Below are 19,969 nucleotides of genomic sequence, written 5' to 3' on the forward strand. Positions count from 1 at the left end.
CATGACCGTAAGAGTCTCGTTGAGCGAAGCTCCCCCTGCCGGCCGTCTCGCCGCGCTCATGGCCTGGCTCGGCAACCCGCGCGTCTACACGTCGCTCGCGGCCCTGTCGCTCATCCTCGTCATTCCGATCGTCGTCGATTCGCCCTTCATCGTGCACGTCTTCGTCACGATCTGCGTCTTCGCCGGCCTGTCGACGGCCTGGAACATCGTCGGCGGGTATGCGGGGCAGTTGTCGCTCGGCCACATGGTGTTCTACGGCATCGGCGCCTATACGACGGCGCTGCTCATCCAGCACTTCGGGCTGACGCCGTGGCTCGGCATGTGGGTCGGCGCCGCCGTCTCCGTCGCGGTCTCGGTTTTCATCGGCTATCCGTGCTTTCGCTTGCGCGGCCCGTTCTTCGCGCTCGCGACCATCGCCTTCCTTGAAGTGGTGCGCCTGCTCGCGATCCATTTCCACGGCTTCACCGGCGGCTCGGCCGGGCTCATCGTGCCGCTCAAGCTCGGCTGGGCGTGGATGATCTTCCAGGACAAGATCAACTATCTCTACATCGCCTTCGGCCTGCTATTGGCAACGCTCGCCGTCTCCTACGCCATCCGCACCTCGCGCCTCGGCTACTATCTCACCGCCGTGCGCGAGCGCGAGGACGCCGCCTCGGCGGCCGGCATCTCCAATACGGACGTCAAGCTCAAGGCCGTGATGATCTCGGCGGGGCTGACGAGCCTCTTCGGCTCCTTCCACGCCATGTATCTCACCTTTCTCGAGCCGGAGACGATGTTCTCGCTGGCGAACTCCGTGTCGATCGCCATGTTCGCGCTCATCGGCGGGCTTGGCACGGTGGCGGGGCCGCTCCTCGGCACCGTTCTCGTCGTGCCGATCGCCGAGCTCGCGCGCGGCTGGCTCGGCGCTTCCGCCAACGGCCTGCACGGCTTCGTCTACGGTGTCGTGCTCGTGCTCATCACCCTGACGCTGCCGGGGGGCCTCGCCGGCACCTTCGGGCCGCGTGTCACGGCCCTCATCGACAGGCTGCCGGGCCGGCGCGTGGCGCCCGACAGGGAGGCGCCGGCCCTGCGCCACATCGAAGGTACGCCCGGCGAGCCGGTGCTGGAGACGCGCGACCTCGTCATGAAGTTCGGCGGCCTCACGGCGACCGACCATGTGTTGATCACGCTCAGGCGCGGCGAGATCCTCGGCGTCATCGGGCCGAACGGCGCCGGCAAGACGACGGTATTCAACCAGATCTCCGGCTTCCTGAAGCCGACGTCCGGCACGGTGGTCATCTATGATGCCGAAGGCCGGCCGGTGACGCCGGCGCGGGCGGACGAATATGCCCGCCTCGGCGTCGGCCGCACGTTCCAGATCGTGCAGCCCTTCGGCAAGCTGACGGTGATCGAGAACATCATGATCGGCGCCTTCATGCGCCACACGTCGGTGGACGACGCACGCGCCGCGGCCCTGCGCATCGCGCGGCTCGTCGGCCTCCTCCACGTGAAGGACGTCGAGGCGCGCAACCTGCCCATCGGTGATCTGAAGCGCCTCGAGGTTGCCCGCACCCTCGCCACCGAGCCGTCGATCCTGCTGCTCGACGAGGTCATGGCGGGCCAGAACCAGACCGACACCCAGAAGATGGTGGAGCTCATCCGCACCATCCGGGACACGGGCGTCACGGTCATCGCCATCGAGCACAACATGCAAGCCATCATGAGCCTGTCGGACCGCATCGTCGTCATCGATTCCGGCAAGGTCATCGCGCAGGGCGATCCCCGGGAGGTGGTGCGCAACCGCCGCGTTATCGAGGCCTATCTCGGAGAGGACTTCGTCGATGCTCAAGGTCTCTAATGTCACCGCCGGCTACGGGCGCACCGTCATCCTTCAGGACGTGTCCATCGAAGTCGGGCGCGGCGAGGTGGTCACCATCATCGGCGCCAACGGCGCGGGCAAGACGACGCTGCTGCGCGCCATTTCGGGGCTCGTGAAGCCGAGCGCCGGCCGCATCACGTTCGACGGCACCGACATCGCCGGCATGGCGCCGGCCGACATCGTGGGCCGCGGTCTCATCCAGGTGCCGGAGGCGCGCCAGCTGTTCCCGGTGATGAGCGTGCGCGACAACGTGCTCATGGGCGCCTACCATCCCGCCGCGCGGGCCGGAGCGGACAGGCGCTTCGCCGAGGTGCTCGACCTCTTCCCCCGCATCGGCGAGCGGCTCGACCAGCTCGCCGGCTCCCTGTCGGGCGGGGAGCAGCAGATGGTCGCCATCGCCCGCGGGCTGATGGCCAATCCCAAGCTGCTGATGCTGGACGAGCCGTCCCTCGGCCTCGCGCCAATCATCGTGCAGCAGATGTTCGGCATCGTCGATCGCATCTGCGAGATGGGCACGACCGTGCTCCTCGTCGAGCAGAAGGCGTTCCACGCGCTCAAGATCGCCCATCGCGCCTATGTCATCGAGAACGGCCGCATCGCCATCGAGAACACGGGCGCCGGGTTGCTCGCCGATCCGCACATCAAGACCGCCTATCTCGGCATCTGACAGCCGCGGGAACTCAAGATGAACATCACCGGAACCACCCGGGTCTGGGGCATCCTTGCCGACCCGATCCACCACGTGAAGACGCCGCAGGCGCTCAACCCCATGATGGTGGCGCGCGGCGTCGACGGCGTCATGGTGCCGATGCATGTCGGCGCCGGCGCGCTCGCCGCAGTGGTCGGCGCCATGCGGCACGTGCGCAACTTCGGCGGCTTCGTCGTGACCGTGCCGCACAAGACGGCGATCGCCGCGCTGTGCGACGAAGCCTCCGAGACCGTCCGGCGCGTCGGGGCGGCCAATTGCGTGCGGCGCGAAGCGGACGGCCGGTTCGTCGCCGACATGCTCGACGGCAAGGGCTTCGTCGCCGGCCTCAAGCGCGAGGGCATTGATCCCGAGGGGATGGGCGTCCTCCTCGCCGGCGCCGGCGGCGCGGCGAATGCCATCGCCTTCGCGCTTGCCGAGGCGGGCGTGAAGCGCCTCGCCATCGCCAATCGCACCAAGGCGAAGTCCGATGATCTGGCCGCACGCCTCAGCAAGGCCTTCCCCGCGCTGCCCGTCACGACGGAGCCGGGCGGCGTCGGCGGCTACGCCCTCGTCGTGAACGCGACCTCGCTGGGGCTCAGCGAGGGGGATCCGCTGCCGGTCGATATCGCGGGGCTGACGAGCGGCCAGACGGTGGCGGAGGTCATCATGCAGCCGGCGGAGACGGCGCTCATGGCCGCGGCCCGGGCGCGCGGCTGCCACGTCCATCCCGGCAAGCCGATGCTCGAATGCCAGCTCGACCTGATGGCCGATTTCCTGGGGATGCGCGCATGAGCACGGATCGCTCGCAGGATCTTGCCGGCCGCGTCGCGCTCGTCACCGGCGGCGGCTCCGGCATCGGGCTCGCCATGGTGCGGCTCCTTGCGGCGCGCGGCGCGCGCGTGGCGGTGCTCGACCGCGATGCGGAGGTGGCCGGGGCCCTGCCCGCGGGCGTCACGCTCCACACGGCCAGCGTCGAGGATCCGGACGCCGTGGCGCGGGCCTATGATGCGGTCGAGCAGGCGTTCGGACCGCTCGACATCGTCATCGCCAATGCGGGCGTGTCGCAGAACGGCCCGACGCTGGAGCTCGACCTCACCGGCTGGCGGCGGGTGATGAGCGTCAATCTCGACGGCGTCTTCGTCACGGCGCACGAGGCGGGCCGGCGCATGGTGCCGCGCGGGCGCGGCGTCATCCTTCTCGTCTCCTCGATGTATGGCGTGGTCGCGGCGCCCGAGCGCCTTGGCTACTGCGTGTCGAAGGCGGGCGTTGCCATGATGGCCAAGGCGCTCGCCATCGAGTGGGCGCGCCACGGCGTGCGCGTCAACGCCATCGCCCCGGGCTACGTGCGCACGCCCTTCCTGGAGGAACTGATCGCGCGGGGCCGGCTCGACCCCGCGGCCATGGAGGTGCGTACGCCCATCGGCCGCCTCATCCGCCCGGACGAGATCGCCCAACTCGCCGCCTTCCTGGCATCGGACGAAGCCTCCGCCATCACCGGCCAGGTCGCAGGCGCCGACGGCGGCTGGACCGCCTACGGGTACATCTAGGGGCTGCCATGGTCACCCGCACGACATTGTCCGCAGCAGCGCCCTGGACGAGGCTCGCCACCGGTCCGGAGGACTGGGATGCGGCCGATCCGGCTCTCCTCGGGACGATGCTGGCGCAGATGCATCTCATTCGCGCCTTCGAGGAGGAGGTGCTGGTGCTCGCGGGCGAAGGGCTGGTGCACGGGCCGGCGCACTCCTCCATCGGCCAAGAGGGCGGGGCAGTCGGCTCCATCGTCGGCCTGCGGCCGAGCGATCAGATCAATGGCTCGCATCGCGGGCATCACCAGTTCCTCGCCAAGGCGCTCGCTTATGCGGCGCCGGGGCTCGATCCGACGGGCGCCCTCCCGGAGACGGTCGACCGGGTTCTCTACCGCACGCTGGCGGAAATCCTTGGGCTCGAGCCCGGCTTCGGCCACGGGCGCGGGGGCTCGATGCACTTGCGCTGGGCCGAGGCCGGGGCCCTTGGCACCAATGCCATCGTCGGCGGCGGGGTGCCGCTCGCGGCCGGTGCCGCCATGGCCCACAAGCTCGCCGGGACCGGCGACATCGCCGTCACCTGCTTCGGCGACGGGGCCATGAACATCGGCGCGACGCTGGAGACCATGAATCTCGCCGCCGCCTGGTCGCTGCCGCTCCTCTTCTTCGTCGAGAACAATTTCTATGCCGTCGCCACCCGTGTCGACGAGGTGACGCGCGAGGCGCGCCTCTCCGGCCGCGCGCCGGGCTTCGGCATTCCCGCCTGGCGCGTCGACGGCATGGACCCGCTCGCGGTCCACCTCGCCACCGAGGAGGCAGCGGCGCTGCTGCGCGCGGGACGCGGCCCAGCGCTCATCGAGGTCGAGGTCTACCGCTATTTCCACCAGAATGGACCCTTCCCGGGCTCGGCCTTCGGCTATCGGCCGAAGGAGGAGGAGGCGGCGTGGCGCGCGCGCGATCCGCTCAAGCGCACCGCCGACGAGATGATCCGCTGCAAGCTCATCGACGAAGCGGCCGTCGCCGATTTCAGGGACCGTTGCGAGGCGCTGATGCGCGACATCGCCGGGCGTCTCGTCGAGCCGGAGGGCAATCGCCGGCGCATCCGCCCCGGCCTGTGGCCGGACAAGGCCTTCGTCGACGTCGGCATCCGTGCGCCCTTGCCGGCCCACCCGCCCGGGCGCCGCACCGAGGAGGAGGCACGGGGCCTGCCCATGGCCGAGCGCCGCTTCGTCGATGCCATTGCGGACCTGCTCAACCGCCGCTTCGCCACTGAACCCTCGCTCGTTCTCATGGGCGAGGACGTGCATCGCCTCAAGGGCGGCACCAACGGGGCGACGCGTGGTCTCGCCGATGCCCACCCCGGCCGCGTGCTCGGCACGCCGATCAGCGAGGGCGCCTTCACCGGCCTTGCCGGCGGGCTCGCCATCGACGGGCGCTACCGGCCGATCGTCGAGCTCATGTATCCCGACTTCATGTGGGTCGCGGCCGACCAAGTGTTCAACCAGATCGGCAAGGCGCGCCACATGTTCGGGGACGACACCGACGTGCCGCTCGTCCTGCGCACCAAGATCGCCATGGGCACCGGCTACGGCTCCCAGCATTCGCTCGATCCCGCCGGCGTCTTCGCCACCGCGCCCGGCTGGCGCATCGTCGCACCGGCGACGCCCTTCGACTACGTGGGGCTGATGAACGCGGCGCTTCTCTGCCGCGATCCCGTCCTCGTCATCGAGCACGTCGATCTCTACCAGATGACGGGTGCGGTGCCGGCGGACGATCTCGACTATCTCGTCCCGCTCGGCAGGGCACGCATCGTACGGCCCGGCACCGAGATGACGGTGCTCACCTACTCTGCCATGGTGCATCGCACGCTGGAGACGGTGGACGCGCTCGGCGTCGACGCGGAGGTCATCGACCTGCGCACGCTCGACCGCTTGAGCCTCGACTGGGAGACGATCGGTGCCAGCATCCGCCGCACGCACAACGTTCTCATCGTCGAGCAGGGTGCGCGCGGCACGTCCTACGGCGGCATGCTCGCTGACGAGATTCAGCGCCGCTATCTCGACTGGCTGGACCAGCCGGTGCAGCGGGTGCACGGGCGCGAGGCCTCGCCGACCATCTCCAGGGTGCTGGAGCGTGCCGCCTTCGCCGGGCCGGCCGAGATTGCCGCAGGCCTTGCGCTGACGATGGCCGAGAAGGGAAGGCCGCTCGATGCGGCGGCGCTGGGGGCGCTGGTGTGATGGCGGGCAGGACAGCCGCAGACAGCATGGAGAGCTTCGATTTCGTCATCGTCGGCGGCGGCAATGCCGGCTGCGTCCTCGCCGAGCGGCTGAGTGCCGGAGGGCGGCATAGCGTACTGCTCCTCGAGGCGGGCGGGCGTGACAGCGGCTTCTGGATCCCGATCCCCGCCGGCTTCAGCAAGCTTCTCGTCAATGACGTCTACAACTGGCGCTTCGCCACCGAGCCGGAGGACAGCGTCAAGGGCCGCTCCATCGCCATCCCGCGCGGCAAGGGGCTCGGCGGCTCCACGCTCATCAACGGCATGATCTACGTGCGCGGCCAGCCGCAGGACTACGACACCTGGGCGCAGATGGGCTGCACCGGCTGGGCCTTCGACGATGTCCTGCCCTATTTCCGCAAGCTGGAGGCTTTCGACGGTGCAGCGGACGAGACTCGCGGCCGGGATGGCCCGCTCGCCGTCACGACAGTGACCGAGCGTCCAGCGCTGGCCGAGGCCTTCATCGCGGCGGCGGGGGAAGCCGGCTTTCCGCGCAACCGCGACTATAACGGCCGTGACCAGGAGGGCTTCGGCTATTACCAGGTGAACCAGCGGAATGGCCGCCGGGTCAGCGCGGCCGATGCCTATTTACGCCCGGCCCGCGGCCGGCCGAACCTTGCCGTCCGCACCCATGCGCACGTGCTCAGCGTGGATTTCGACGGCCGCCGCGCCACCGGCGTCACCTATCGCAGCGGTGGCCGTGACGTCAGCGTCAAGGCGCGCGGCGAGGTCATCCTCGCCGCCGGCGCCGTGCAGACGCCGCAGCTGCTCGAGCTCTCGGGCGTCGGCGATCCGACGGTGCTCACCGGGCTCGGCCTGCCGGTGCGGCACGCGCTCGCCGGGGTTGGCGCGAACTACATGGACCACTTCTGCACGCGCATGAACTGGCGCGTGAAGCAGAAGGTGACACTCAACGAGGCGACACGCGGCTACCGCCTCGCGCTCGCCGTCGCGCAATATTTCCTGACGCGAAAGGGCATCCTGACGCTCGGCACCGGCCTTGCGCACGGCTTCGTCAGGACGCGGCCGGAGCTTGCCGGGCCCGACATCCAGTATTTCTTCATGCACGCGAGCTATGCCAATGCGGCCGAGCGCAGGCTCGACCGCGAGCCGGGCATGACCATCGGCGTCACGCAGCTGCGGCCGGAATCGCGCGGCAGCATCCACGCCCGCTCGCCGGATCCGCTCGCGCCGCCCGTGATCCGGCCGAATTTCCTCGCCGCGCAGGTCGACCGCGACTGCATGGTGGAGGGCATGCGCATCGCGCGCCGCATCGTCGAGCAGCCGGCCATGGACGCCTTCCGCGCCCACGAGATGAGCCCCGGGCCCGACTGCCGCAACTATGACGACTGGCTCGATTTCGCGCGCAGCAACGGCCAGACGATCTATCACGCCTGCGGCACCTGCCGGATGGGCACGGACGAGCAGGCGGTCGTCGATCCGCGTCTCAGGGTGCGCGGTCTCCAGGGGCTGCGCGTCGTCGACGCCTCCATCATGCCGACGATCGTCTCCGCCAACACCCAGGCGGCGGTCTTCATGATCGCCGAGAAGGGGGCGGATCTCATCCTTGCGGATGCGGCGCAACATTGGGACGTGGGTAGTGGTTTCAGCACACCGGCGATGGTGTCCAGAATCCCGGCGGGGCCGACCGAGGAAAACGCTGGCCATGGCCGGGGAGCATGACATGCCGCCCGGGCGCTCCTCTGCGAGGCGGTCGATCTCGCCTATGCGAATGTCGTCAAAGGCGGATGGCCCTTCGGTGCCGTCGCCGTGAGGGAAGGCGGCCATTCCTGCCCGATGTGCCTCGCCACCATGCGCCCATCCGGCGTCGGTGCGGTCGTCTATGCCTATACGAACGAGGATGCCGCGCTCCACGGTCTGTCGACTGCGGCGATCGAAGCCGATCTTGCGGGCCCTTCGCCGCGCAGTCGATGACCATCAGCCACGATCCCATCCGCCTCGACGGGCGTCCGGACCTCTATGCGGCCTGGCGTCAGTGGCAGCAGAGCCAGGAACGCCGCGACGGAAGCTGACCGGCGCGCCTGTCTGTGCGGCAACGCGCTTTCCTCCTTCACCCCGTGCGAGTAGAATTGGCACACGATGAGAAGGGGGCTGCGGTGATCGCAAGCATTCTCTCGTTGCCTTTCGCCGGATCGTCATGGTGCCCTCGTCGCTCCGGGCCGGTCCGTTTCGTGACTTTCCTCGGTGCCTTTCTTTTCGTCCTTGCCGCTGGCGTTCTAGCCCTTCCGGCGCAGGCCGATACCCGCCGCGTCGCGCTCGTCATCGGCAATGCACGCTATGACACCCTGCCGGCGCTGAAGAACCCGGCCAACGAGGTCGAGGAGGTGACGACGACGCTGCGGCGCGCAGGCTTCGATGTCATCGCCGGTATCGACCAGGACCGGTTGGCGCTGGAGGAGAGCATCAAGCGCTTCTTCCGCTCTCTCAACGGGGCGGATGTCGGGCTCTTCTACTATTCGGGCCATGCGGTGCAGCTGTCGGGCCGCAACTATGTGGTACCGACCGATGCCACCCTATCGACGGCCTATGACGTGGAGATCCAGACCGTCGATCTTGAGGCGATCCTCGACCAGATGCGGCGTACGGCGAAGACGCAGATCGTCTTTCTGGATGCCTGCCGCAACAATCCCTTCCGGGCCGAGCGCTACTGGGTAGCGGAGAAGCTGCGTCCGGTGGAACAGCGCCAGGGCCTTGCGGACATTCGCCCGGGCATCGGCACTCTCATCTCGTTCTCCACTGAGCCCGGCAACGTCTCCTATGATGGCGAGGGGCCGCTCAGCCCCTTCACGCAGGCCTTCACCTCCCGGGCTCTGACGCCCAACCAGGAAATCCGCTCGCTCCTCACGGACGTGCGCCGCGATGTCATCAAGGCGACCGGCGGCCGGCAGGTGCCTTGGGAGAATTCCTCGCTGACCGACCCGTTCTATTTCATCTCGCGCGACGTGGCACCGGTGGTTGCGCCGATGCAGCACGTCCAGGTTGCCGCCGGCAGCACCATCCGCGTGGGCATCCCCGAGCCGCAGACCTACCAGGAGGCGGACCTCAAGGTTTCCTTCGACCTTTTGCCGGAGCAGGGCCGGATCCTGCTCGACGGCGTGCCCGTCGCCGCTGCTGAGCCCTATCCGGCCTCGGCTCTCGGGCGGATCGTCTACCGCAGCGAGGGGGTCGCGCCCGGTTTTGTCGGCATTCTGGGCTACACGGTATCCAACCGCTTCGAGCAGTCGAGCCGCGGGCTCGTTGCGCTCACCGTGACGGACGCGACCGTCGCGCAGGCCGGAGCGCGCGATACGAAAACCGGGCCGACCCGCTCCGCCGAGGCCGAAGACGGCGCCGTGATGGAGCGCTTCGCCAAGCGCCTCGCGGCGCACAAGGCGCGCGTGCCCATCGGCGTCGGCCCCGTGCCGCTCGACCTTCCCGCTTTCGAGGCACCGGCCGGTGCGGGCGAGCCCATCGTCTCGGTCGATGCCATTCCGCCCAAGGGTGTGTTGCGGCTCGACGGCAAGACGGTGCTCGCCGGGGCACGCATCGGCGCTTCGAGCCTCGCCCGCCTCGCCTACGAGCCGCAGATCGGCACGCAGGCGCAGGCCTTTTCGCTGACGCTCGGCCTGCCGAGGGCGGCGGGACGCGCGCCCCTGGTGGCGAAGGTCGCCGTCGAGCCCGTGCTGCACGCCTGCGACGTGCTGGCCGGCGAGCCGCTCGACCTTGCCGGCGTTACGGCCGGCGTCCTGCCCAACGAGATCGACGGGCCGAAGGCACTCGCCGCCTGCAACGAGGCGCGCCGCGACTATCCGCAGGTGACGCGCTTCCTCTACCAGCTCGGTCGCGCCCAATTGGCGAGCCGCGAGCTCGACGCGGCCTGGGCGAGTTTCGAGGAGAGCGCCGCGCGCGGCCATGTGCGGGCGCTCAACCAGCTCGGGTATCTGTACACGGTCAATGCCGGCCGGCCGATGGATCGCGCCAGAGCCAACGACTACTATAGACGCAGCGCCGACCTGGGGGATCCCTACGGCGTCTACAACTACGGCCGGGCGCTCTTCTACGGTCGCGGCCTACCGCAGGATGTGCCGGGTGGCCTGGCGATGCTGCTCAGGGCAGCGGAGATGGGCCACACCTATGCGATGAACGAGCTCGGCGCCATCTTCCTCTACGGCCGCAACATGTCGCCGGACGAGGGCCGGGGCGTCGCCTTCTACCGGGCCGGAGCGGCGCGCAAGGACATCTATTCCTTCAACAATCTCGGCCTTGCCTATCTCGGCGGCACGGGCGTGGAGAAGGATCCGAAGCGGGCCTACGATTTCTTCACCGCTGCCGCGAAGGACGGGCACCCGGCCGCGCCCTACAACATCGGCCGCATGTACCGCGACGGCATCTTCGTGAAGCGGGACGCGGCGGCGGCGGCGCGCTGGTTCGAGCAGGCGGCCGAGCGCGGCGACAGCTGGGGCGCATCGGCCCGGGGCGAGCTCGTTCTGGCCAAGCCGACGCCACGCAACCGGCAGATCGCAGCACAGTTCTTCGCCCTCGCCGTGGCGCTCGACCGCACCAACGGCAATACGGCGGCGCGGGAGCGCCTCACGCAGCTTCCCGCCGAGGCCAAGACGGCCGCCGCCCGCGAATTCGCCCGTCAGCTTAGGCGCAGTTTCGATGCAGGTGGCGGCGAACTCGACGACACCCTCGTCACGCTCGCTCGCGACGCCTGGCAGCAACGCAATCCCCGGGTCGATCTCTTCTGACGGAAAGGAAGACGCAGATGTCCCACGGTGCCACGACGAGCGTCGCTGTGGCGGCGTTGTTGCTGCTCGGCGCAACCTCCCTTCAGGGATGCATGACGCAGCCACGCCCCTATGACACGGCGATGGAGCCCCGCACCTCCCGCACGACGACGGCGGCACCGCGTGGAACGACCTCGCGGATACGGACTACTGCACCCACGAGGGCGCCGGGGTACTTCTCACCAAGCGATTCCGGTAACGGAGGAAATGACGGCGGCCCCGGCGGAGGAGGACCAGGTGGAGGTGGCGGCCCCGGCGGAGGAGGATCGGGCGGTGGTGGTCCAGGCGGCGGCGGAGATCCCGGGCGTGACGGCGGTGGCGGTGGGTGGCAGGGCTGAATGCTGCAGCTACTGATTCAACCGCGAGCAGAAGTAACAGCCAGCCAAGTGCAACGTCCCTACCGTCATGGCCGGGCTTGTCCCGGCCATCCACGCCCTTGATCCTGCATGCTGCTTCCACTGCGTGGATGCCCGCGACGAGCGCGGGCATGACGGCCTTGAGGGATAGGCGGGCGCTCCAGCCCGCCTGACAAGACGTTGCCGGCTGCTGACGCCGGGCCCTCACAGCCGGGCCCGGCGTCACCTGATCCTATCGATACCCGTAACTCGGCGAGGTCGGCATGGGCTGGCGCTGCGGCATCGGGCGATAACCGCCGTCATCGCGCATGCGTGGGGGGCGTGGCCGGCTCATGCCGCCGAAGATGGCGCCACCGATGATGTCGACCGCGATGGCTGGGCCGGGGTCATAGGTGCGCACGGGCCGCTCGACCCACACAGGCTCTTCAAAGTCGTCCGCCGGCGCGGGCGCGCGGCGCGGCTTGGTCGTGGCCTTCTTCGTCTTCTTCGGTGCCGGCGCGGGCGTCAACTTGGTCTTTGTGGGCTTGAGCGCGGGTGCCGGGGCGGGGCATACGGCTGCCAGCTGCAGCCTTGCGCGCTCCGGCGCGGTGGCGGCGAGGCGCATGGCCGCCTCGGCGTGCGAGGAGCCGGGGAACAGGCGCAGATAGAGGGCGAAAGCGTCCTTCGTGCCGTCGCGCACGGCCTCGGCCCAGGCCATCTCCTCCTGCCGCAGCGTCAGGATGCGGTGCACGCGCAGCGCCAGCAGGTCGTCGGGATGGGCGGCGAGGAACAGGCGGTAGGCGTCCAGCGTGTCCCAGTAGAGGGCGGTGCGGAAAGCCTCCGCCGCCGTCTGTCCGGTGAGGGCGGCGGTCGTGACCTGGGCGGCCCCCGTCGAGCCGGTGGTCTCAACCGTGTCGGCTGCCGTCTGCGGCGGTCCTTCGAAGAAGCTGAATGGCGTCGTCAGCGACGAGGTCTCCCATGGTGTCTGCTGGCCGCCGGTGGTCTCGTAGACGGCGAGGCGCACCTGGCGGAACAGCTGCTCCACCGGCAGGCCCGGCTCCCGTACCAGCTTGAGGAAGGCGGCGGCGAAGGGGCTGTGCTCGCCGGTGCCGTCGGCCGCCGTCGCGCCCGGGGAGGTCGAGAAGGCGACGAGGGTGCCGCCCTTCGATTCGATGCGCGCAAGGCCGGTCTCGCCCGCGGGGCCGGCGCCGGCACCGTCGAGGAGCGTCAACGCGAGACCGCGCGCTCCGGCCGGGTTGACGAAGGGATTGTCGCGGCAGGAATCGAGGATGACGATCTTGGTGCGCGCTTTCGTGGCGTCGAGGCGCTTCAAAATGTCGGTGAGCGAGACCGACTGGCCGGGCACGTCGGCATCGGTGCGGGGCTTGACGTCGATCGGCAGCAGGTAGTTCGTGCCGGCGAGCTGGACGGCATGGCCGGCGTAGAAAACGACGGCTGCCGCATCCTCGCCCGCCGCCTCGACCTTCTTGGCGAAGGCATCGAGTGTCGCCTGGAAGGCGGGCAGGGTGGCGTCAGCGAGGTGGACGACCTCGAAGCCCGCCTCCGTCAAGGCATCGCGCGTCGCCGCCGCGTCCCGCATCGGGTTCGGCAGCGCGGGGATCGCCTCGTAGGACGCGTTGCCGACGACGAGCGCGACGCGCTTGGCGGCTTCCGCCGGCCATGGGGTGAGGATGACTGCAACGACGGCGGCAGCGAGCCAGTTCACGAGATGGCCCGGCCGCATCGGCCGGGGAACCACGGCTGGACTGGTCATGAAAATACCCTCCTCAGCTTGCGAGACGGCGTCTCGCGCGCGCACCGGGCATCCATCATGGATGGCAGGCTGTCGGCCTCGTCTCTTCCGGGCGATTTCGCCGCGCAGGCTGCCGCGCCTGCCTGCCGGTGCAGTCCGACGTTAGGCGGGTCTTTCGCCAGCTGCCGTGAGGCGGCGCACATGCCGGCCCGCCGACCGTTCCCGCCGGCTTCCCGTGCCATCAGCCCTCATCGTGCTGTTGCGCACCGCTGCCGGTCTCTTCGTCAGGCATTCTACGCCTGTCTCGACCAGAAGACACGACTTTCACCCCTCCGCCGCACATGGCGGAGGGTTTTCTTTTGCTCGTTCATCAGCGCCAAGCATAGGCGAAGGTGCCTTCTTCGATGAAGACCCGCGCCTCCGCGACCGCTCCCTTGCCAAGGGAACGCTTCAGGAACTCGCGCGAGAGGGCGGGCAGCAGCGTGTTGGTGATGACGTTGTCGATCATGCGCCCGCCGGATTCCGGGTCGCGGCACAAAGCGACGATATGGTCCACCACCTCATCGTCGTAGATGAAGGTGGCGCCGTGGGCCTCGTCGATGCGCCGCGCGATGCGGCCGAGCTGCAGGCGCACGATGCCGGCGAGCACCTCCTGCGACAACGGCAGGTAGGGAATGATAACGATGCGGCCGAGCAGCGCCGCCGGGAACACGCGCAGCAGCTCCGGCCTGAGGGCGGCGGCGAGCGCTTCCGGATCGCCCGCATAGGCCGCGTCCTGCCCGAGCTCCATGATGACATCCGTGCCGACGTTGGAGGTGAGGAGGATGAGGGTGTTGCGGAAGTCGATGCGCCGGCCGGTGCCATCCTCCATCTGGCCCTTGTCGAAGACCTGGAAGAAGATTTCGTGCACGTCCGGGTGGGCCTTTTCGACCTCGTCGAGCAGGATGACGCTATAGGGCTTGCGCCGCACGGCCTCCGTCAGCCGCCCGCCCTCGCCATAGCCGACATAGCCGGGCGGCGCGCCCTTCAGCGTCGAGACCGTGTGCGCTTCCTGGAACTCCGACATGTTGATGGTGATGACGTTCTGCTCGCCGCCGTAGAGCGCCTCGGCGAGCGCCAGCGCCGTCTCCGTCTTGCCGACGCCCGAGGGGCCGCAGAGCATGAAGACGCCGATGGGCTTGTTCGGGTTGTCGAGCCGCGCGCGGCTGGTCTCGATGCGCTTGGCGATGATCTCGAGCCCGTGTGACTGGCCGATGACGCGCCGGTTGAGGATGTCCGGCAGCGCCAGCACGGTCTCGATCTCGTCGCGCACCATGCGGCCGACGGGTATGCCCGTCCAGTCCGAGACGACGGAGGCGACGGCCGCCTCGTCGACATGGGCGTAGATCTTGCGCGCCTCGGCTTCCATCGCATCGAGCGCGGCGAATTTCTCCTTGAGCATCGCGCGCGTCGCCTCGGCCTCGGGCTCTGTCTCGGCCTCCGTTTCCCCCTCTCCCTTCGGCGCGGCGAGCTTGTCGCGCAGGGCGTGGATTTCGGCGATGATCGCCTGTTCTGCCTGCCATTCCTCCTCGAGACGGGCGAGCTTTTCGGTGAGCGTGCCGATCTCGGTGTCAATCGCGGCGATGCGGTCCTCATCGGCGCTGCCGAGGTCGCGCTCAGCGACGAGCCCGGCCTTCTCCTTCTCGCGCGCAGCGATGGCAACGCGCGTGTCCTCGATCGTCGCGGGTGTCGTGGTCTGGCTGATGGCGACGCGGGCCGAGGCCGTGTCGAGCAGGCTCACGGCCTTGTCCGGCAATTGCCGGGCGGGGATGTAGCGATGCGACAGCTCGACGGCGGCGACGATGGCCGCGTCCGAGATGCGCACGCCGTGATGCTTCTCCATGGGGGCGAGGATGCCGCGCAGCATGTCGCAGCAGCGCTGAACGTCGGGCTCGTCGATCTGGATCGGCTGGAAACGGCGGGTCAGCGCCGGATCCTTTTCGAAGTATTGCCGATACTCCGCCCAGGTCGTCGCCGCGATGGTGCGCAGCGTGCCGCGGGCCAAGGCGGGCTTCAGCAGATTGGCGGCATCGCCCGTGCCGGCCGCGCCACCGGCACCGATGAGGGTGTGCGCCTCGTCGATGAAGAGGATGATGGGCTGCGGTGAACTCTGCACCTCGTCGATGACCGAGCGCAGGCGCTGCTCGAATTCCCCCTTCATGGAGGCGCCGGCCTGCATCAGGCCGATGTCGAGGGCGCACAGGCGCACGCCGCGCAAGGGCGGCGGCACGTCGTCGGCGGCGATGCGCTGGGCGAAGCCCTCGACCACCGCCGTCTTGCCGACGCCGGCCTCGCCGGTGAGGATCGGGTTGTTCTGGCGCCGGCGCATGAGCACGTCGACGATCTGGCGGATCTCTTCGTCGCGGCCGACGATCGGGTCCATCTCCCCCGCGCGCGCTTTCGCCGTGAGGTCGTGCGAGAAGCGGTCGAGCGCCGTGGTGCCGGCCTGCTCCGCCACGGCTTCCGCCCCCGGCGTACCGGCGGCCCTGAGGCCCGCGCCGTCGATCGGGCGCAGGTTCTCCTCCTCGGAGCTGGCCCAGATGGCCCGATATTCGCTCGCCAGCTGATCGACCGGGATCTTGCCGAACTCGCGCGAGGCGCTCGTCAGGGCGCGGCGCAGTTCGAGCGACTTCAGCGCGCCGACGAGGATATGGCCCGTGCGGATCTGTGTCTCGCCGAAGAAGAGGGTGGCATAGTGCCAGCCGCGGTCGAGCGCATCGATGACGGCGTTGGACACGCCCGGCATCTCGGTTTCGTTCTTGGCGAAGCCTTCGACGACATGGCCGATGTCGGCGAGCAGCCGGCCGCGTTCAAGGCCGAAATGGTCGATGGTCAGGGTGATGTCGGCCGCGTCGTGCTGCAGGATGTGGAAGAGCCAGTGCGCCAGTTCGACATGGCGGTTTCCGGCGCCCTTGGCCTGGCGGAGGGCCTGGATGAAGGTCTCGTATCCAACGCGGTTCAGCTTGCCGGTGACTGCTTCGAGCGAAATGTCGGCCATGGGGCGCCCCCTTGCTATCGGGCGTTGATGTTGCGGGCGCGCCGCAGACGCTCGGCGGGGTGGAAGCGCGCATCCCGCCGCACCGTTTCGTCGGTCGCCGCCCAATTTGGAGCCATCCAGCTCGTCCAGCCGAGTTCGCCGGAACGGCCGAGACGTACGGGCTCGACGCGGCCGGCGGGCAGGGCGAGTTCCACGTCCCAGTCGAGCATGTCGCCGAGGACGTGGAAAACCGCATCCGCCAGCATGGCCGAGCGGTCGCCACCGGGCAGGAAGCGGCGATAGTCGGCAAGGCTGTCCGTGAAAAGGCGGACGCGGAACTTGTCCTCGACGCTGAAGACGCTGGCGCCCACGAGTACATCGATGCCGAGGCCGCAGTGTTGTCGGCCAAGATGCGTGCGCTCATCTTTCTGGAAGACGAGGCGCGAGCCGACAAATTCTTCGATCTCCACATCGACGTCGAAGAGGCCGGCGAGGAAGCTGCGCAGCCGCGAAGCCGAGCGCGCCTGGGGCGCAAGGAGCCCGGCGAAGGCGAGCTTCTCGGCATCCGGCACCGTGTCGCGCCCGCGCATATGCGGGGAGGCGATGCCGACGGCCGCGCCGATATAGGCGCCGAAACGGTCGAGGTCGGGCCGGTCGTGCTGGGCGATGGGCCGCGCATCGGCCCAGGCACGGAAGAAGAGCTGCAGAAAGCGGTGGTTGAGGATGTCGAGGAATCGCGGAAAGGCGTCGTCATGCGCCAGGTGCCAGGCGTGCGCCTCCTCGGTCGTGGCAAGCGGCAGGGCGCCCTGCGGGCCGAGCAGGCCGAGGAACTTCACGAAGAGCCGGACACGCTCGCGGCTGTCGCGGTCGGCGCGGGCGAGCGTCGAGGCGGGGAAGTCGAGGTAGGGATCCTCTCCGAGCGCAACGTAGTCGTCGCGGCGGGTGGCGCTGTCGCCGATGCGCGGGCACTCGGGATGGTTGCGCTCAAGATGGCGCAGGACCGTAAAGAAGTCGAAGCGCCAGGGCGCGCGCCGAAGAGCGTCGAGAAAACGGTCCTGAGCCGCGCGGCTGTTTTCTGCGGCCGACAGTTCGACGGCATCGGCCATTGCGGTGCGCGGGTTCTCGTTCACGGCGGGCCCCCGGCGGTCACATCAGCGTCCTCGATCCGGCGCGCGGCGGCCCGCGCAGGATCTCGCCGCGCTCTGTCGAGAAGATCACCGTCTCGGTGAAATGGTTGAGCGTGACATATTCGGCAAAGAAACGGTCGAGCACCGTGCCGAGCAGGAAGGCGCCGCTGCCTTCGAAGGCCTTCTCGTCGAGCGTGACCGTGATTTCGAGCCCGCGTGCGGCACCGGTGCCGGCGCGCGCGCGCAGCCGTCGCACAACCGGCCGGCTGGTCAGCGAACGGATGCCGCGCAGCCTGCGCTCGGTGGTGCTGTCGGAAAGATCCGCGAAGAGCGACAGGATCTCGCGCAGTGCCTCCGCATTCTGGCCTGCGCCGTGGCGGACGAGACCAAGATGGTTGAGGCTGAGCATGTCGATAAGCCGCCAGGCGACCGTGCCGGTCGAGGCGTTCTCGCCGCGGCTCTGCCGGTAGGAAACGACGGGCTCGCGCGGCGGCGTCGGTCCGGCGATGCAGAAGACGTCGAGTGCCACGTTGTCGATGAGCCGGAAGTCCGCCCCGCCTTCGCCGATGGGCAAATGCTCCGGCAGGTGGCGGTTGGAGCACAGGGCCCGCACGCTGAGCTCGGCGATGCTCTCCCCGTCGCCTGTTCCGGCCGGCTCGCCGAGCGTGATGAAGACGTCTGTGCCCGTGTAGTCGGATGGTGCGCCCCAGCGGCGCTCTTCGGTGGAGCGGCGACGTGGCAGCCGGCGGATGGTGTAGAAGGGACCGCCGGGATGGCTGGCCGCGGCGGCAGAATAGAGCGGCCGCACCGGCACCTTCTCGCGCCCGCCCGTGTAATGGGCATGCACCTCCAGGATGCGGTGCGGCTCATAGTCGAGGTTGCGGCTTCGGTCCGGCACGACGTGATATTCATGCTGGTTCGGCCGGACGGGAATGCGCTCCGTCGTCTTCTCGAACAGGTTGATCGCCGGCACCGCATAGAGGGCGAACATGCCCGGCTCCACCGCCGCCGGAAGGCGCGTGTGCGCCTCGTCGAAGGCCAGGAGGATGTCGAGCGACCTGGCCTTGACCTGCGGCAGCACCTCGGCGAGCCGCTTCACTCGGAAGCCGAGAAACTTGCGGGGGAAGAGGAAATATTCGCGCAGCAGCTCGAAGCCGCGGAAGATCCGCTTGTCCTGAGGCAGGAGCGCCTCGTCCTCGCCGAAGCCGACCGCCTCGAGGATGTCGGCCGGCATCGGTATGACGATGGGGTCCCCATAGGTGTCGAGATAGCGGAAATAGACCCCGGTGCAGTGGCCGAAGATCTGCTCGTAGAGCGCGATCGCGTCCGCCTCCGCGCCGAGGATGTGGATGGGAAGATCCGTCGTGCGGCAGCCGGCGAACCAGCCCGTGGGCTCCTTGGCATCCTTGTCGGCCGGCTCGTCTTCGCGCCGCGCGGCAAGGCGGTGGGAGAGGGTGAGCCGCAGGCCTGCTGCCGCGTCGGCCCCGCCGGCAGCGCCGAGCGCCTGAAGGCTCGCGGGATTGGCGATATATTCGGCCGCCGCCACGTCGAAGGGCCATAGCGTTACGTCGGCGGCGAGCCGGTAGCGGCAGGTCACGCGCCGGTCGCGCTCGCGGTAGGTTGCATCGAGATAGGCGCCGCGGCGGATGCGGCTGCCGTCACGCAGGCCCGGGTCGGAATAGGGCGGCACGATCTTCGCCAGCATCGCAGAGGGCGTCGGGGCAAGATAGTTCGGTACGAGCTGCTCGATGAGGTTGTTGGTGAACTCGGGAAACTCGTGCTTGAGTTTCAGCTGCACGCGGGCAGCAAGGAAGGCGGCGCCTTCGAGGAGCCCCGCGACCATCGGGTCCATGCGCTCGGCGACGAGCCCGCCGAGGCGTTCGGCGATGCCGGGATATTCCTCGGCGAATTCGCGCGCATGCTCGTTGAGCACCTGAAGCTCGCGATTGTAGAGCGCGAGAAACTCCCTGTTCATCGGCAGTCCGTTCCTTTCCGGTCGCCCTGTCGCAACCTCAGCGGCGGGCGACGACCACCTTGCCGGTGTCGAGCTCGACGTCGGCGACGAATTCGACGGAAGCGGCCAGGGGCTCGCAACCGAGCGCGGCCGCGATGAGGAAGCGCACGCGCAGCGCCGCGGCATCGACGCTGTCGTCGCGTACGACCGTCAGGGAATCGCGTGCAAGGCGAGGCTCGAAGCGGGCAAGCGTCTCAGCAATCTCGGCGCCGATGCTGCCGACGGAGAACTCGTCGATCGAGCGGCGCACGAGATCCGGCCGGCCGTAGTTGAGGATCGAGCAACGCACGTGCTCGGCGGCGTCGAGCGGCAGCGAGGACGCGAGATTGACGGTGTTGAGAAGAATCTCGAGGTCGCGGATCACTTCCTGCCTGAGTTTCGGATCGGTGATGGCGAGGCGCGGGGCGCCGCGCCGCCCGGCGACGATGCGCTCACCCGCCTCGTCTCTCAAGTCGAGCTTCTTGCGCGCGTCGCGGGCCGCATGCGCCTCCCGGAATGCGTACATGAGCGGCGGGCGCAGCCTGTCCTTGCTCTTCGGGTTCACCATGGAACCTCACGCATCCTGCCCGGCATCGCCGGAAAGGCGCGGG

At 69.0% G+C, this 19,969-nt stretch carries 13 protein-coding genes; 8 read left to right on the forward strand and 5 right to left on the reverse strand.

The features are described from left to right. Nucleotide 1: 1 nt before the first annotated feature. The 8 genes from P2T65_RS16250 to P2T65_RS16290 all read left to right on the forward strand — a co-directional run bounded on the left by P2T65_RS16250 (nucleotide 2) and on the right by P2T65_RS16290 (nucleotide 11,488). Nucleotides 2-1,837, forward strand: a complete 1,836-nt coding sequence (locus P2T65_RS16250; RefSeq protein ID WP_276200200.1) for a branched-chain amino acid ABC transporter ATP-binding protein/permease — start codon at nucleotides 2-4, stop codon at nucleotides 1,835-1,837. Continuing rightward, complete coding sequence (locus P2T65_RS16255; RefSeq protein WP_055460450.1) at nucleotides 1,821-2,525, forward strand: ABC transporter ATP-binding protein; 705 nt, start codon at nucleotides 1,821-1,823, stop codon at nucleotides 2,523-2,525. The genes P2T65_RS16250 and P2T65_RS16255 overlap by 17 nt, the downstream gene beginning before the upstream one ends. 18 nt (nucleotides 2,526-2,543) lie before the next feature. Next, a complete protein-coding gene (locus P2T65_RS16260; RefSeq protein WP_276200201.1) occupies nucleotides 2,544-3,338 on the forward strand; it encodes a shikimate dehydrogenase in 795 nt (264 codons plus the stop codon). Then, nucleotides 3,335-4,093, forward strand: coding sequence for an SDR family NAD(P)-dependent oxidoreductase (locus P2T65_RS16265; RefSeq protein ID WP_276200202.1), 759 nt, complete (start codon nucleotides 3,335-3,337; stop codon nucleotides 4,091-4,093). Before P2T65_RS16260 ends, P2T65_RS16265 begins: the two co-directional genes overlap by 4 nt. Before the next feature lie 8 nt (nucleotides 4,094-4,101). After that, nucleotides 4,102-6,306, forward strand: a complete 2,205-nt coding sequence (locus P2T65_RS16270; RefSeq protein WP_276200203.1) for an alpha-ketoacid dehydrogenase subunit alpha/beta — start codon at nucleotides 4,102-4,104, stop codon at nucleotides 6,304-6,306. 26 nt (nucleotides 6,307-6,332) lie between these two features. Beyond that, a complete protein-coding gene (locus P2T65_RS16275) occupies nucleotides 6,333-8,027 on the forward strand; it encodes a choline dehydrogenase (protein ID WP_276200204.1) in 1,695 nt (564 codons plus the stop codon). Nucleotides 8,028-8,536: 509 nt separating this feature from the next. Then, on the forward strand, nucleotides 8,537-11,095 hold the full coding sequence (locus P2T65_RS16285) for a caspase family protein (RefSeq protein WP_276200205.1): 2,559 nt from the start codon (nucleotides 8,537-8,539) through the stop codon (nucleotides 11,093-11,095). Nucleotides 11,096-11,341: 246 nt separating this feature from the next. Further along, nucleotides 11,342-11,488: a hypothetical protein gene (locus P2T65_RS16290; protein WP_186437996.1), complete on the forward strand. Its 147-nt coding sequence runs from the start codon at nucleotides 11,342-11,344 to the stop codon at nucleotides 11,486-11,488. A gap of 234 nt (nucleotides 11,489-11,722) precedes the next feature. Here the strand turns inward: P2T65_RS16290 and P2T65_RS16295 are convergent, their stop codons facing one another. From P2T65_RS16295 to P2T65_RS16315, 5 genes are all read right to left on the reverse strand, one after another. Then, nucleotides 11,723-13,243, reverse strand: coding sequence for a caspase family protein (locus tag P2T65_RS16295; protein ID WP_083585996.1), 1,521 nt, complete (start codon nucleotides 13,241-13,243; stop codon nucleotides 11,723-11,725). A 349-nt stretch (nucleotides 13,244-13,592) separates the two neighbouring features. After that, nucleotides 13,593-16,259, reverse strand: a complete 2,667-nt coding sequence (gene tssH / locus P2T65_RS16300; RefSeq protein WP_071924232.1) for a type VI secretion system ATPase TssH — start codon at nucleotides 16,257-16,259, stop codon at nucleotides 13,593-13,595. A gap of 14 nt (nucleotides 16,260-16,273) precedes the next feature. Next, on the reverse strand, nucleotides 16,274-17,368 hold the full coding sequence (tssG, locus tag P2T65_RS16305; protein ID WP_276200206.1) for a type VI secretion system baseplate subunit TssG: 1,095 nt from the start codon (nucleotides 17,366-17,368) through the stop codon (nucleotides 16,274-16,276). A 16-nt stretch (nucleotides 17,369-17,384) separates the two neighbouring features. After that, nucleotides 17,385-19,340: a type VI secretion system baseplate subunit TssF gene (gene tssF / locus P2T65_RS16310; RefSeq protein WP_276200207.1), complete on the reverse strand. Its 1,956-nt coding sequence runs from the start codon at nucleotides 19,338-19,340 to the stop codon at nucleotides 17,385-17,387. 37 nt (nucleotides 19,341-19,377) lie between these two features. After that, nucleotides 19,378-19,926 (reverse strand): GPW/gp25 family protein, encoded by a 549-nt coding sequence (locus P2T65_RS16315; protein ID WP_245280599.1) that lies wholly within the window; start codon nucleotides 19,924-19,926, stop codon nucleotides 19,378-19,380. Between the last annotated feature and the right edge of the window lie 43 nt (nucleotides 19,927-19,969).

The sequence above is a fragment of the Chelatococcus sp. XZ-Ab1 genome, assembly GCF_029309855.1.
Lineage (GTDB): Bacteria > Pseudomonadota > Alphaproteobacteria > Rhizobiales > Beijerinckiaceae > Chelatococcus_A > Chelatococcus_A sambhunathii.